This window comes from Pseudogemmobacter humi (assembly GCF_900609055.1).
In the GTDB taxonomy this organism is placed as follows: Bacteria; Pseudomonadota; Alphaproteobacteria; order Rhodobacterales; family Rhodobacteraceae; genus Pseudogemmobacter; species Pseudogemmobacter humi.
The window spans coordinates 51,368-64,959 of the sequence record NZ_UXAW01000067.1 but is presented as its reverse complement, the minus strand read 5'-3'; the positions used below and the strand labels follow the sequence as shown (position 1 = coordinate 64,959).

The window sequence follows — 13,592 nt, the reverse complement described above, 5'->3', positions numbered from 1 at the left end:
GCCTATCGGTGGGCGAGGTGCGGCGGACAGGGGGCGGGCGGATGATTCCGGTTCGGGGATATGCGGGAAAGCGGGTGGCGGTGCTGGGGCTGGGGCGTTCCGGCCTTGCCACGGCGCGGGCGCTGGCGGCGGGCGGCGCCGAGCCGCTGTTGTGGGACGACAGCCCCGAGGCGCGCGCCAAAGCCGAAGCGGCGGGTTTCGCGCTGACGGATCTCACGCGCAACACCGCGTTCGAGGATGTGGCCTGTCTCGTCACCTCGCCCGGCATCCCGCATCTTTATCCGGCGCCGAACCGCATCATCCGGCGCGCGCTGGAATGCGGCGTGCCGGTCGATAACGACATCGGCCTGTTCTTTCAGTCCTGGGGCGGGCCGGAATGGGACGATTTCGACCAGGCGCCGAAAGTGGTCTGCGTCACCGGCTCGAACGGGAAATCCACCACCACCGCGCTGATCCACCATATCCTCAGGGCCGCCGGGCGCCCGACCCAGATGGCCGGCAACATCGGCCGCGGCGTTCTGGACATCGAGCCGCCGCAGGACGGCGAGGTGCTGGTGCTGGAGCTTTCGTCCTACCAGACCGAACTGGCGCGGGCGCTGACGCCGGATGTCGCGGTCTTCACCAATCTGTCGCCGGACCATCTCGACCGCCACAACGGCCTGGGCGGCTATTTCGCCGCCAAGCGCCGGCTGTTTTCCGAGGGCGGGCCGGACCGCGCGGTGATCGGGGTGGACGAGACCGAGGGGATGTTCCTTGCCGGGCAACTGGCGCAGGGGCCGGGCGACGACCGGGTGATCCGCATCTCCTCGGGGACAAAGCTGGAGGGCTTCGCCTGGTCGGTTTTTGCCCGCAAGGGGTTCCTCGCGGAATGGCGGCGCGGGCGGCAGATGGCCTCGGTCGATCTGAGGGGCATCGACGGCCTGCCGGGCGCGCACAACCACCAGAACGCCTGCGCGGCCTGGGCGGCGTGCCGCGCGCTCGGGCTGAGCCCGAAACTGATCGAGGGCGCGCTGCACAGTTTCGCGGGCCTGCCGCACCGCAGCCAGCTGGTGGGCGAACGCGGGGGGGTGCGGTTCGTCAACGATTCCAAGGCGACCAATGTGGACAGCGCCGCGAAGGCGCTGGCGGCTTTCCCCCGGGTGCGCTGGATCGCGGGCGGCATGGGCAAAGACGGCGGCATCGCCGCGCTGGCTCCGGTGCTGGATTCGGTGGTCAAAGCCTATCTGATCGGCCATTCGGCGCGCGACTTCGCGCTTCAGCTCGGCGAGACGCCGCATGAGATCTGCGAAACGATGGAGCGCGCCGTCGCCCGCGCCGCGGCCGAGGCCCAGCCCGGCGAGGTGGTGCTGCTCGCCCCCGCGGCGGCAAGTTTCGATCAATATCCCGATTTCGAGAAACGCGGCGAGGATTTCACCCGGCTGGTCCAGGCACTGCCGGGGCGCTGACGCCGCGGCCGGGTTCGGCGGGCTTCCGGCCGGGCAGCGGGCGGATACGACCTCTGCGAAGGGGCCGCTCTCACTGGCCCGCCCGGCATCCCGGGCGATCACGCCGCCCGGGGCTGACGGCCCGAAGAAGGGCAGGCGACCCCCCGGCTCATGGAGAGTTTTCCCACCCGCCGGGCGGGGCGCCTGCCTCCGTTGCCTCTGTCATCTTCCCCGTCCATCGCCGGACCGTGGCCCTGATCCCGGGCACCCCGCTTCACAGATCCCCGCAGCCGCACCAGCCGGCTGGAGTTATGAGATCCGAGGCCGGCGTCAGGTGTCAAAGGACAGGAAGGCGGGCGCGACTCCACCCGATGCCGGCCTCTTTCCATGCCGCGCCGGGTGGAAGACGCGGCCCCCGGCACGGCCCGAGGCGCCCCCAGACGGATGCGCAAATGACCGGGGGCGGCACCGGCGGCCGCGCGCCTGTTCCCTCACCGAACCCGGGCGAGGCAAGGGCTTCTCACCCAGGCACAAACATCCCCGCCGCCTCACAAAAGCGGGCAGGCCTGCAAACATGCGAGGAAAGCCTCTTTCACCCTGACTCAAATACCCCCGCCGGAGGCTTCCGCCGCGCAGAACAGACGACCGCCCGCATGTGCCGGGCCGCCCCTGCCATCCGCGCCGATGATGCCCTCGCCCTCAGAACGCCCCGGGCCGGATCAGCGCCAGGGTGAAGCGGTGGAAGGTGGCGAAGGCAGCGCCGAGCGGAGCGAGAAGCGGAATCCCGGTCGAGACTTCGGCCGCGAAGCCCGCCAGCGCTCCCAGCAGCGCCGCGCTCAGCGAACCGTAAGCGCCGTGCTGCATTCCCCAAGCGGCGCCCGCGCCGATCACGCCCCAGACCGGCCCGGTGATCAGCGGCGACAGGGCGAAGAAAACCGCCAGCATCTCCCAGCCCGGGTAGTCCGGCCCGATCCGGTCGGGGCCAGAGATCTGCAACACCATCCAGCCCAGCCCCGCCAGCAGTGCCGGAGCGAGGCACCAGCCGAGCGTCACCCCCGCCACCGCGCGCCAGCCGGCAAGGCTGAAGCCGCGCGGGGTCGAGGCGATCAGGCTCATGCGGAGCGCGCGGCCTGGCCGCCGACCGTCAGCCCGCCGATCATCAGCGTCGGCTGGCCCACGCCGACCGGCACCCATTGCCCGGCCTTGCCGCAATTGCCGATACCCGGATCAAGGCGAAGATCGTTGCCGATGGCGCGGATCCCCATCAGCGCGGTCGCCCCGTCGCCGATCAGGGTGGCGCCGCGCACCGCCTCGCCGACCTGGCCGTTCCTGACCCGATAGGCCTCGGTGCAGGAGAACACGAACTTGCCGGAGGTGATATCGACCTGGCCGCCGCCGAAGCCCACGGCCCAGATCCCGTCCTTCAGATCGGCGAGGATCGCTGCCGGGTCGTCCTGGCCCGCCAGCATATAGGTGTTGGTCATCCGCGGCATCGGGATATGGGCATGGCTCTCGCGCCGTCCGTTGCCGGTGGGCTTCACCCCCATCAGCCGGGCGTTCTGGCGGTCCTGCATATAGCCGGTGAGGATCCCGTCCTCGATCAGCACATTCTTCCCCGAGGGCGTGCCCTCATCGTCGATGGTCAGCGAGCCGCGCCGGTCGGGCAGCGTGCCGTCGTCGAGCACCGTCACGCCGGGGGCGGCGATCCGCTGCCCCATCAGCCCGGCGAAGGCCGAGGTCTGTTTGCGGTTGAAATCGCCCTCCAGCCCGTGGCCGATGGCCTCGTGCAACAAGATCCCCGGCCAGCCGGGGCCGAGCACCACATCCATCATCCCGGCGGGGGCGGGAACGGCGGTCAGGTTGACCCGCGCGATGCGGATCGCCTCGGTGACAAGGGCCTTCCAGTTCGCGGGCTCCAGCAGTTGCGCCAGCCCATGGCGGCCGCCGCCCCCGGCGGTGCCGGTCTCGCGCCTGCCGTTCTCTTCCAGGATGACCGAGACGTTCAGCCGTGCCATCGGGCGGATGTCCGACAGCCGGATCCCTTCGGGGCGCAGGATCTCGACCTCCTGGAGGCTGGCGGACAGAGAGGCCGAGACCTGGACCACGCGGGCGTCCTGGTCGCGGGCGAAGGCGTCGATCTCTTTCAGCCCGGTGATCTTGCCGGCGAAATCCATATCCTCCAGCGGGTCGAGCGGCGCATAGAGATGTCGGTTGGTGCCCGGGGGCGGGGGCGCCAGCACGCCGCCGCCCTGGCCCACGGCCAGGCGCGCGGTCTCGACCGCGCGGGCGAGCGAGCCCTCGGAGATCTCGGTGGAATGGGCATAGCCCGCCACCTCGCCCCGCACCGCGCGCAGGCCGAAACCTTCCGAGGCGTCGTAGCTTGCGTTGCGGATGCGCCCGTCGTCGAGCACGAGGCTCTCGCCGCGGCGGCGTTCCAGAAACAGCTCGCCGTCATCCGCGCCCGAAGTGGCCTCGCGCAGCCGCGCCAGCGCGGCCTCTTCATCGAGCCGGGTCTCGAAGGGGCGGAAGGGGGAAGTGGTCATTCATATCGTCCTTGATGCAGATCAACCCGGGGCCTTTTGCCGCAATGGTTTCTCTTGTCGTTTCCCCCCCAATATGGTTTGAACATCGGCGGAAACAAAGGGATTCCTGACCGCAAGGGCGGGGGTTCGCAAGGCAGCGGCACCAGGCCGCACCCAAAAGCGGGAAGAAACATGCGTGTGATGACGTATCTGAAGGGCGCTGCCCTCGCGGGCTTGGTGGCGGTGGCCTCGGGTTCGGCCATGGCGCAGGCGCTTGAAATCGTCGGCCAGCCGGAACCGAAGGGCATCCATTTCCAGCCGGCCGCGACCGATCTGGCGGTGGGCCAGCACTGGCTGGACGATATGGTCCTGTATATCATCACGGCGATCACGATCTTCGTCCTGCTGATGATCCTGATCGTGATCCTGCGCTTCAACAGCCGCGCCAATCCGGTGCCGCGCAAATTCACCCATAACACGCCGCTGGAAATCGCCTGGACGGTGATTCCGATCCTGGTCCTGATCGTGATCGGCGCCTTCTCGATCCCCGAACTGCAAAAGCAGCAGACCTTCCCCGAGGGCGAGGTGGTGATCAAGATCACCGGCAACCAGTGGTACTGGAACTACGAATACCCCCAGGTGGTGGATGAGGGCGGCAGCGCGCTTTCTTTCGACAGCTACATGATCGGCGGGCTGAACTGGGGCGGCGACGCCACCCTGACGCCCGAGGCCGAGAAGGGCCTGATCGACGCGGGCTACACCAGAGACCAGTTCCTGCTGGCGGTCGACAACGCCATGGTGGTGCCGCGCGGCGCGAAAGTGCTGCTCCAGATCACCGCCGCCGACGTGATCCATTCCTGGACCATCCCGGCCTTCGCGGTGAAACAGGACGCGGTGCCCGGCCGCCTCGCGCTGGCCTGGTTCGCCGCCGACCGCGAGGGGATCTATTTCGGCCAGTGCTCGGAACTTTGCGGCAAGGACCATGCCTTCATGCCGATCACGGTGAAGGTGGTCTCGCCCGAGGTCTACCAGGCCTGGACCCAGGACGCGCTGGCCGGCAATGTGGCGCTGACCGCCGATGCGGCGGCCGTGGCCCCCGCCGCGGTGGATCTGGCCGCGAACGACTGAACCCGGATCGGTTCCCCAGACCACGGCCCCGTCCTTGCCGGCGGGGCCTGAAGTCCAGGCTAAGGTGGGATGAATGAGCGACATCGGCTCTTATGAGCGCTCTGCGACCGGCCCCGGCGACGGGAGCTTCGGCGATTACGTGCAGCTTCTGAAGCCGCGCGTGATGTCGCTGGTCGTCTTCACCGCGCTGGTCGGGCTGATGGTCGCGCCGGTGCGGCTGCATCCGGTCGAGGCGTTCTGCGCGATCCTGTTCATCGCGCTCGGGGCAGGGGCCTCGGGGGCGCTGAACATGTGGTGGGACGCCGATATCGACCGGGTGATGCGCCGCACCCAGAGCCGCCCGGTCCCCGCCGGAAGGATCGAGCCGGGCGAGGCGCTCGGCCTCGGGCTCGCGCTCTCGGGCATCTCGGTGGCGATGCTGGCGCTGGCGACCAATATCCTTGCGGGCGCGCTTCTGGCCTTCACCATCTTCTTCTACGTCGTGATCTATACGATGTGGCTCAAGCGCTGGACGCCGCAGAACATCGTGATCGGCGGCGCGGCGGGGGCTTTCCCGCCGATGATCGGCTGGGTCGCCGCGACCGGCTCGGTCAGCCTTGAGGCCGTGCTGATGTTCGCGCTGATCTTCATGTGGACGCCGCCGCATTTCTGGGCGCTGGCCCTGTTCATCAACAGCGATTACGACAAGGCGAAGGTGCCGATGCTGACCGTGACCCACGGCAAGGCCTCGACCCGCAAGCATATCCTCGTCTACACGCTCCTCCTGATCCCGGTGCCCCTGTGGGCGGCGATGACCCCGATCGGCGGTCCGCTCACGCTGACGGTCGCGGTGGTGCTCAACGCGGTCTTCCTCTTCGGCGCCTTCCGCATCCGGCGCCGCGACGAGGAAACCGCCACCGCCGATGGCTACCGCGTCGAGAAGAAGTTCTTCGGCTTCTCGATCCTCTATCTCTTCCTGCATTTCGGCGCCTTCCTCGCGGAAACCGCGCTGCGCCCCTATGGTCTGGGAGGCTGGTGAGCCATGGCCCTGCAACCGACCCATGATCTGCACAAGCGCCGCTTCGGGCGCAATCTCGGCGTGGCGCTGCTGCTGGCCGGTTTCGTGGCGCTGGTCTTCGCGCTGACCGTGGTCAAGGTGCAGCGCGGCGATCCGATGCAGGGCTATGATCACACGGTCCGGCCGGAACTGGCCCCCGCCGCAGACACCGCCCCGGAAACCGCTCCGGAGGGCACCCCGCAATGAGCCAGCGCCAGGCCCCCGCCGCCCAGAAGAAGACCGCGCTGATCCTTGTCGGCGTGGTGGCGCTGATGGTGTCGCTGTCCTTCGCGGCGGTGCCGTTCTACGACTGGTTCTGCCGCGTCACGGGCTTCGGCGGCACCACCGGCGTGGCCGAGACGGAATCGCACAACATGCTCGACCGCCGGATCACCCTGCGCTTCGACGCCTCGCTGGCCGCCGGCATGCCCTGGGAGTTCCGCCCCGCGGTGCCCGAGATGCAGATCCGCATCGGCGAGAACGGGCTCGCCTTCTACGAGGCCTACAACCCGACCGACCGCGCCATTGCGGGCACCGCCAGCTACAATGTGGCGCCCTATTCCGCGGGCGGCTATTTCGTGAAGGTGCATTGCTTCTGCTTCGAGCAGCAGGTCCTGCAACCGGGCGAACGGGTGTCGATGCCGGTCAGCTTCTACGTCGATCCCTCGATCATGGACGATCCCGAGGGACGGCTTCTGAAAGAGATCACGCTGAGCTATACATTCCACGTCACCGATCTGCCCGCCGGGCAGGCCGATGCCGGGGGGGCGGCGGCTTCCACCGCCGCGAATTAAGAAGACACGCCTGAAAGGGATACGAGGGAACGGAACCGGCCATGGCCCACGCAAAGAACCACGATTACCATATCCTGCCACCGTCGATCTGGCCCTTCATGGGGGCGGTCGGGGCCTTCGTCATGCTGTTCGGCCTCGTGCTGTGGATCTCGCCCAATGTCGAGAACAACCATCCCTGGATGTTCCTGATCGGCCTCGCCATGGTGCTTTACACCATGTTCGCCTGGTGGTCCGACGTGGTGCACGAGGGCCAGACCGGCGATCACACTCCGGTGGTGCGGATCGGCCTGCGCTACGGGATGATCCTGTTCATCATGTCCGAGGTGATGTTCTTCGTCGCCTGGTTCTGGGCCTTCTTCAAGAACCGCCTCTATCCGATGACCGATGGCTCTCCCTGGGTCGACGGCGTCTGGCCGCCGGTCGGCATCGAGACCTTCGATCCCTGGCATCTGCCGCTGATCAACACGCTGATCCTCTTGCTGTCCGGCTGCGCGGTGACCTGGGCGCACCATGCCCTGGTGCATGAGAACAACCGCAAGGATCTGATCCAGGGCCTGACCATCGGGGTGATCCTCGGGGTGATCTTCACCTTCCTCCAGGCCTATGAATACAGCCATGCCGCCTTCGGCTTCGCCAACAACATCAACGGCGAGCCCTCGGTCTACGGCGGCATCTTCTTCATGGCGACCGGCTTCCACGGCTTCCACGTGATCGTCGGCACGATCTTCCTTTTCGTCTGCCTGATGCGGGCGATGCGGGGCCATTTCACGCAGGACAATCATGTCGGCTTCGAGGCCGCCGCCTGGTACTGGCACTTCGTCGATGTGGTCTGGCTGTTCCTGTTCTTCGCGATCTACGTCTGGGGCCAGTAAGGCGCCCGGGCGACGGACGATCCCGCGCGGGCCCCGACCGGGCCCGCGCTTTCTTTTCCGGGGGCCGGGATGCGGCAGATAATTTTCGCTCTGGTGATCGGGCTGGCGGGCACGGCGGTGCTGATGTCGCTCGGCTTCTGGCAGCTTTCGCGGCTCGACTGGAAACTGGGTGAGATCGCGAAGGCCGAGGCGATGATCGCCGCCGATCCGGTCGCGCTGCCCGAACGCCCCGATTTCACCACCGACCGTTACCGCCCGGTGCGGGTTTCGGGCGCCTTCACCGGGGCCGAGGCGCATGTGCTGACCTCGACCCGCGAATGGGGCCCGGGTTTTCGCATCGTCGCCGCCTTCCGCACCGATGCGGGCCGGATGATCCTGATCGACCGCGGCTATGTCCCCGAGGCGGAACGCGACACCCCCCGCCCGCCGCGCGAGGCCAGCGTCACCGGCAATCTGAACTGGCCCGACGATATGACCTCGGCCACGCCCGCGCCCGATCCGGCGGCGAATCTGTGGTTCGGCCGCGATGTGGACGCCATGTCGGCCTGGCTGCAAACCGAGCCGGTGATGGTGATCGCCCGCGAGCCGACCGGCGACGGCATCACGCCTCTGCCCGCGACCGCGGCCTTCCGCAACGATCACCTCGGCTATGCGGTGACCTGGTTCGGGCTTGCCATCGTCTGGGCAGGGATGACACTGGGCTGGCTCTGGCGTATCAGGGCGCGAAAGATCTGAGGGCTTGAGACATGCGATATATCTCGACACGCGGCCAGGCGCCGGTGCTGGGCTTCGGCGAGGCGATGATGACGGGGCTGGCGCGCGATGGCGGGCTTTACGTGCCCGAAACCGTGCCGCAACTGTCCAGAGACGAGATCGCGGCCATGGCGGGCCTGTCCTACGAGGATCTGGCCTTCCGGGTGATGAAGCCCTTCATCGGCGATTTTTTCGGTGATGACGAATTCCGCGGGCTGATCGCGAAGGCCTACGAAGGCTTCGGCCATATCGCCCGCGCGCCGCTGGTGCAGCTTGGCCCGCAGCATTTCCTGATGGAGCTGTTCCACGGCCCGACGCTGGCGTTCAAGGATTTCGCCATGCAGCTCATCGGCCAGATGATGCAGGCGGCGCTCGCGAAATCGGGCGAGCGGATCACCATCGTCGGCGCCACCTCGGGGGATACCGGCTCGGCCGCGATCGAGGCGTTCCGGGGCCTGTCGAACGTCGATGTGTTCATCCTGTTCCCGCATGGCCGGGTCTCGGACGTGCAGCGCCGCCAGATGACCACGCCCTCCGAGGCCAATGTCCACGCCCTCGCGCTCGACGGTGATTTCGACGATTGCCAGGCCCGGCTCAAGGATATGTTCAACGATTTCGACTTCCGCGATGGGGTGCGCCTCGCGGGGGTCAATTCGATCAACTGGGCGCGGGTGCTGGCCCAGGTGGTCTATTACTTCCACGCCGGCCTCGCGCTCGGCGCCCCGCATCGCGAGGTCAGCTTCACCGTGCCGACCGGCAATTTCGGCGACATTTTCGCGGGTTACATCGCGAAGCGCATGGGGCTGCCGATCGGCCGGCTGGTGATCGCGACCAATCAGAACGACATTCTCGACCGCGCGCTGAAATCCGGCGAATACCGCACCACCGGGGTCGCTCCGTCGATCTCGCCTTCGATGGACATCCAGGTCTCGTCGAATTTCGAACGCGCCCTGTTCGAGGCTTTGGGCCGCGACGGTGCCGCGGTGGCCGCGCTGATGGAGGGGCTGAAGCAATCCGGCGGCTTCACCATTCCCGAACCCGCGCTCTCCGCTCTGCGCGCGACCTTCCTGTCGGGCCGCGCCTCCGAGGAAGAGACCCTCGCCACCATCGCCTCGGCTTACAAGGCGACGGGCGAGCTTTTGTGCCCGCATTCCGCAGTGGCGGTGAAAGTGGCGCAGGAACAGGAGCAGGGCGCGATGGTCACGCTCGCCACCGCCCATCCGGCGAAATTCCCCGATGCGGTGGAACGCGCGACCGGGATCCGCCCCGGCCTGCCGCCGCGCATGGCCGATCTGTTCGCCCGCCCCGAAAGGGTGACCCGCGCCCCGAACGATCTCGGCGCCCTGAAAACGCTGATCCGCGACCGCCTCGGCTGACGCCGACTCTTTCTCCGTCGGAAAGCCTGCGCCTTTCATCCTGAGGAAAATACCCCGGGGGAAGGCCGCGCCTTGGCGCGGCCGGCGGGGGCAGGGCCCCCGCGCCGGGCTCTGCCCGGCGGTCCCGCCATCAGGCCAGGCAAAGCGCCTTCGCCCTTTTCCCCGCGCCGCCGCGGTAGTAAGACGCAAAGGTTCCCCTGCCACAGAACGGAAAAGCCGCCTTGACCGTCCAGATCCACACGCTCTCCAACGGCTTCCGCATCGTGACCGAGACCATGCCGGGGCTGAAATCCGCCTCGGTCGGGCTCTGGGTCGAGGCCGGCGGGCGGCACGAGGGCGAAGGCGAGAACGGCGTCGCCCATTTCCTCGAACATATGGCGTTCAAGGGTACGCCGACCCGCTCGGCGCTCAGGATCGCCGAAGAGATCGAGGATGTCGGCGGCTATATCAACGCCTATACCTCGCGCGAGATGACCGCCTATTACGCGCGCTGCCTCTCGGCCGACGTGCCGCGCGCGCTCGACGTGATCTCGGACATCGTGCTCAACCCGCTGTTCGACCGCGACGATATCGAGACCGAGCGCCATGTGATCCTGCAAGAGATCGGCCAGGCCAACGACACGCCCGACGATATCATCTTCGACTGGCTGCATGAGGTCAGCTACCCCGGCCAGGCCTTCGGCCGCACCATCCTCGGCCCCGAGGAACGGGTGGCCGCCTTCGATGCGCCGGATTTCCGCCGCTTCGTGTCGCGCCACTACGGGCCGGACCGGATGATCCTCTCGGCTGCGGGCGGGGTGGATCATGCGGCGATCCTTGCCCAGGCGGAACGGATCTTCGGCGCGCTGCTCCCGGTCGGGCGCATCGCGGCACAACCGGCGCGCTTCCTCACGGGCGAGCGGCGCGAGGAGAAGGATCTGGAACAGGCGCATTTCGCGCTGAACCTTGAGGCGCCCTCCTACCGCGATCCTGCGGTCTATGCCGCCCAGGTCTGGTCCACGGCGATGGGCGGCGGCATGTCCTCGCGCCTGTTCCAGAAGATCCGCGAGGAGCGCGGGCTCTGCTACACGATCCATGCGCAATCGGCGGCCTATGACGACACCGGCCATATCACCCTCTATGCCGGCACCTCGGCGGTCGAGATCGGCGAGCTGGCCGAGCTGACGGTGGCCGAACTGAACCGCGCCGCACAGGATATGACGGATGCCGAGGTGGCGCGGGCGAAGGCGCAGATCACCGCGGGTATGCTGATGGGGCTGGAAAGCCCGTCGAGCCGGGCCGAGCGCAACGCGCGGCTGCTGTCGGTCTGGGGCAGGGTGCCCGATCTCGACGAGGTGGTGGCGAAGATCGAGGCGGTGGGGACGGGCGACGTGCTCGAACAGGGCAGGCGCATCCTCTCCGGCCCGGCGGCGCTGGCGGTCTACGGCCCGGTCGCGCGGGCCCCCCGGCTGGAGGAACTGCGGTCCGGGATGGGGGTGTGATGCTTGGACTGACGCGCAGGGTCAGGATCGAGACCGAGCGCATGACCCTGCGCCTGCCGGTGCATGACGACTGGAAGCAGTGGAGCGATCTGCGCGCGGAAAGCGAGGCCTTCCTGACGCCCTGGGAGCCGGTCTGGTCCGAGGGCCATCTGTCGCGGCGCAATTTCACCAGCCGGGTCTATTGGGCCCGCCGTGCCGAGGCCCAGGGCACCGCGCTGCCCCTGATGCTGATCCGGCGCGGCGATGCGCGGCTTCTGGGCGCGATCACCCTCGACAACATCCGGCGCGGCCCGTCCCAGGCGGGAACGCTGGGCTACTGGATCGGCTCGGTTTTCGCGCGCCAGGGCTATATGCGCGAGGCGATCCTTGCGGTGGTGCATCACGCCTTCACCCGGATGGATCTGAGCCGGATCGAGGCCGCCTGCCTGCCGGAAAACGCCGCCTCGCGGGGCGTGCTGGAAAAGACCGGCTTCAAATACGAGGGCGTAGCCCAGGCTTATCTTCAGATCAACGGCCGCTGGCGCAACCATGTGCTTTATTCCTGCCTGCGCGCCGATCGCCGGGGGCGCACCGATGTCGGCCCGGCCTGATACCCGTCCGGTGCGCCGGAGTTTTCAAAAACTCCGGTCCGGAGCCTTCGAAGGCTCCGGACCGATTTCTTCGAAGAAATCGGCGCCACCCGCGCCGCCCGGAGGATTCTGATGCTGAATCCCTTCGATGCGCCGTTCCGCGCCCGCCTCGCAGCACTTCTCCCGGAGGGCACCCTGCGAGAGGCCGCGCCCCGCCATCTGGCCGAGCCGCGCGGGCGCTGGCAGGGGCGGCCTGGTCCGCTCGCCGCCCCCCGAACCACCGAGGATGTCGCCACGATCCTTGGCGCCTGCAATGCCGCGCGCGTCGGCGTGGTGCCCTGGGGCGGCGGCACCGGCCTCGTCTCGGGCCAGGTCATGCCCGACGGCCCGCTGCCGCTGATCCTGTCGCTGGAGCGGATGACCGCTTTGCGCGGGCTCTGGCCCGGCGAGAACGTGATCGCTGTCGAGGCCGGGATGACGCTTGCCGCGGTGCAGGACACGGCGCGGCAGGCGGGGCGGCTGTTCCCGTTGTCGCTCGCCTCGGAAGGCACCGCGACCATCGGCGGCAATCTCGCGACCAATGCCGGCGGAACACAGGTGTTGCGCTACGGCACCGCGCGCGAGCTTTGCCTCGGGATCGAGGCGGTCTTCGCCGATGGCAGGGTGATGCGGGGCCTGAAGCGGCTGCGCAAGGACAACACCGGCTACGATCTGAGGGATCTGATCCTCGGCTCGGAAGGCACGCTCGCCGTGATCACCGCCGCGAGCCTGCGGCTTTACGCGCCGCCCGCGCAGAGGCTGGTCGCGCTCATGGCGGTGCCGTCTCCCGCCGCCGCGCAGGGCCTGCTCGCGCTTTGCGAGGATCGGGCGGGCGGCCTCGTCAGCGGGTTCGAGCTGATCTCGCGCATGGGCTTCGATTTCCTCGCCGAGACCGGCCATGACATCCGTCCGCCCTTCGATCCGCTGCCGGACTGGATGGTGCTGATGGAACTCGGCCTGCCGCCGTTGATGGACGGCCCGGCCACCATGGCCGGGATTTACGACGAAGCGGCGCGGGCCGGGCTGGCCCTCGACGGCGTGATCGCGCAGTCGGAGGCCCAGGCCGATCAGCTCTGGGCGATGCGCGAGGCGATACCAGAGGGCAACCGCCGCATCGGCTCGATCTCCAGCCACGACATTTCCCTGCCGCTCGGCGCGATCCCCGACTTCATCGCTGCGGCGGGCGAGCGGCTGCGCGCCATGGCCGACATCCGCATCAACTGCTTCGGCCATCTCGGCGACGGCAATCTGCATTTCAACCTGTTCCCCGCGCGGGGGCACGGGCGGGGGGATTACGCGCCGCTTGCCGCCGCGCTGTCGGATGCGGTGCATGAGATGGTGGCGGCATATGACGGCAGCATCTCGGCCGAACACGGGATCGGCCGGCTGAAGACCGCCGATCTTGCGCGCTACGGCGATCCGGCCCGGCTGGCAATGATGCGCGCGGTGAAGGCGGCGCTGGATCCGGCCGGCATCCTGAACCCGGGCGCGGTGCTTCCCTTGTGACGATGACGGCCCCGCCGGGGGGTAACCAGCGGGGCCCAGGGGTGACGTCTGACGGTTTGCGGCTGTCAGCCGCCTGTTGCAGGCAGTCTTGC

Annotated in this window: 13 protein-coding genes; 11 read left to right on the top strand and 2 right to left on the bottom strand. The window is 68.3% G+C overall.

Annotated features, from left to right (window positions below):
- Positions 1–41 precede the first annotated feature (41 nt).
- Positions 42–1,445: a UDP-N-acetylmuramoyl-L-alanine--D-glutamate ligase gene (gene murD, locus XINFAN_RS10670; RefSeq protein ID WP_124086730.1), complete on the top strand. Its 1,404-nt coding sequence runs from the start codon at positions 42–44 to the stop codon at positions 1,443–1,445.
- 678 nt (positions 1,446–2,123) lie between these two features.
- Here murD and XINFAN_RS10665 read toward each other — a convergent pair.
- The gene (locus XINFAN_RS10665) at positions 2,124–2,540 is read right to left on the bottom strand and encodes a hypothetical protein (protein ID WP_124086727.1); all 417 of its coding nucleotides are present in this window, start codon (positions 2,538–2,540) and stop codon (positions 2,124–2,126) included.
- Entirely contained in the window at positions 2,537–3,967 is a 1,431-nt protein-coding gene (tldD, locus tag XINFAN_RS10660) for a metalloprotease TldD (protein WP_124086724.1), read from the bottom strand. Before tldD ends, XINFAN_RS10665 begins: the two co-directional genes overlap by 4 nt.
- Before the next feature lie 171 nt (positions 3,968–4,138).
- Between tldD and coxB the strand changes: the two genes are divergently transcribed.
- The 10 genes from coxB to XINFAN_RS10610 all read left to right on the top strand — a co-directional run bounded on the left by coxB (position 4,139) and on the right by XINFAN_RS10610 (position 13,500).
- Positions 4,139–5,074, top strand: a complete 936-nt coding sequence (gene coxB, locus XINFAN_RS10655; RefSeq protein ID WP_124086722.1) for a cytochrome c oxidase subunit II — start codon at positions 4,139–4,141, stop codon at positions 5,072–5,074.
- Positions 5,075–5,147: 73 nt separating this feature from the next.
- Positions 5,148–6,092: a heme o synthase gene (gene cyoE, locus XINFAN_RS10650; protein WP_124086719.1), complete on the top strand. Its 945-nt coding sequence runs from the start codon at positions 5,148–5,150 to the stop codon at positions 6,090–6,092.
- A gap of 3 nt (positions 6,093–6,095) precedes the next feature.
- Entirely contained in the window at positions 6,096–6,317 is a 222-nt protein-coding gene (locus tag XINFAN_RS10645) for a cytochrome c oxidase system small membrane protein (protein WP_124086716.1), read from the top strand.
- Positions 6,314–6,904, top strand: a complete 591-nt coding sequence (locus tag XINFAN_RS10640; protein ID WP_124086712.1) for a cytochrome c oxidase assembly protein — start codon at positions 6,314–6,316, stop codon at positions 6,902–6,904. Before XINFAN_RS10645 ends, XINFAN_RS10640 begins: the two co-directional genes overlap by 4 nt.
- 41 nt (positions 6,905–6,945) lie before the next feature.
- On the top strand, positions 6,946–7,776 hold the full coding sequence (locus XINFAN_RS10635; protein ID WP_124086709.1) for a cytochrome c oxidase subunit 3: 831 nt from the start codon (positions 6,946–6,948) through the stop codon (positions 7,774–7,776).
- Between the two features lie 69 nt (positions 7,777–7,845).
- Positions 7,846–8,511, top strand: a complete 666-nt coding sequence (locus tag XINFAN_RS10630; RefSeq protein WP_124086707.1) for an SURF1 family protein — start codon at positions 7,846–7,848, stop codon at positions 8,509–8,511.
- Between the two features lie 11 nt (positions 8,512–8,522).
- Positions 8,523–9,905 (top strand): threonine synthase, encoded by a 1,383-nt coding sequence (thrC, locus tag XINFAN_RS10625; protein ID WP_124086705.1) that lies wholly within the window; start codon positions 8,523–8,525, stop codon positions 9,903–9,905.
- A gap of 221 nt (positions 9,906–10,126) precedes the next feature.
- Positions 10,127–11,386 (top strand): M16 family metallopeptidase, encoded by a 1,260-nt coding sequence (locus tag XINFAN_RS10620; protein WP_124086703.1) that lies wholly within the window; start codon positions 10,127–10,129, stop codon positions 11,384–11,386.
- Positions 11,386–11,976, top strand: coding sequence for a GNAT family N-acetyltransferase (locus tag XINFAN_RS10615; RefSeq protein WP_124086699.1), 591 nt, complete (start codon positions 11,386–11,388; stop codon positions 11,974–11,976). Before XINFAN_RS10620 ends, XINFAN_RS10615 begins: the two co-directional genes overlap by 1 nt.
- A gap of 111 nt (positions 11,977–12,087) precedes the next feature.
- On the top strand, positions 12,088–13,500 hold the full coding sequence (locus XINFAN_RS10610; protein WP_124086696.1) for an FAD-binding oxidoreductase: 1,413 nt from the start codon (positions 12,088–12,090) through the stop codon (positions 13,498–13,500).
- Positions 13,501–13,592: the final 92 nt, after the last annotated feature.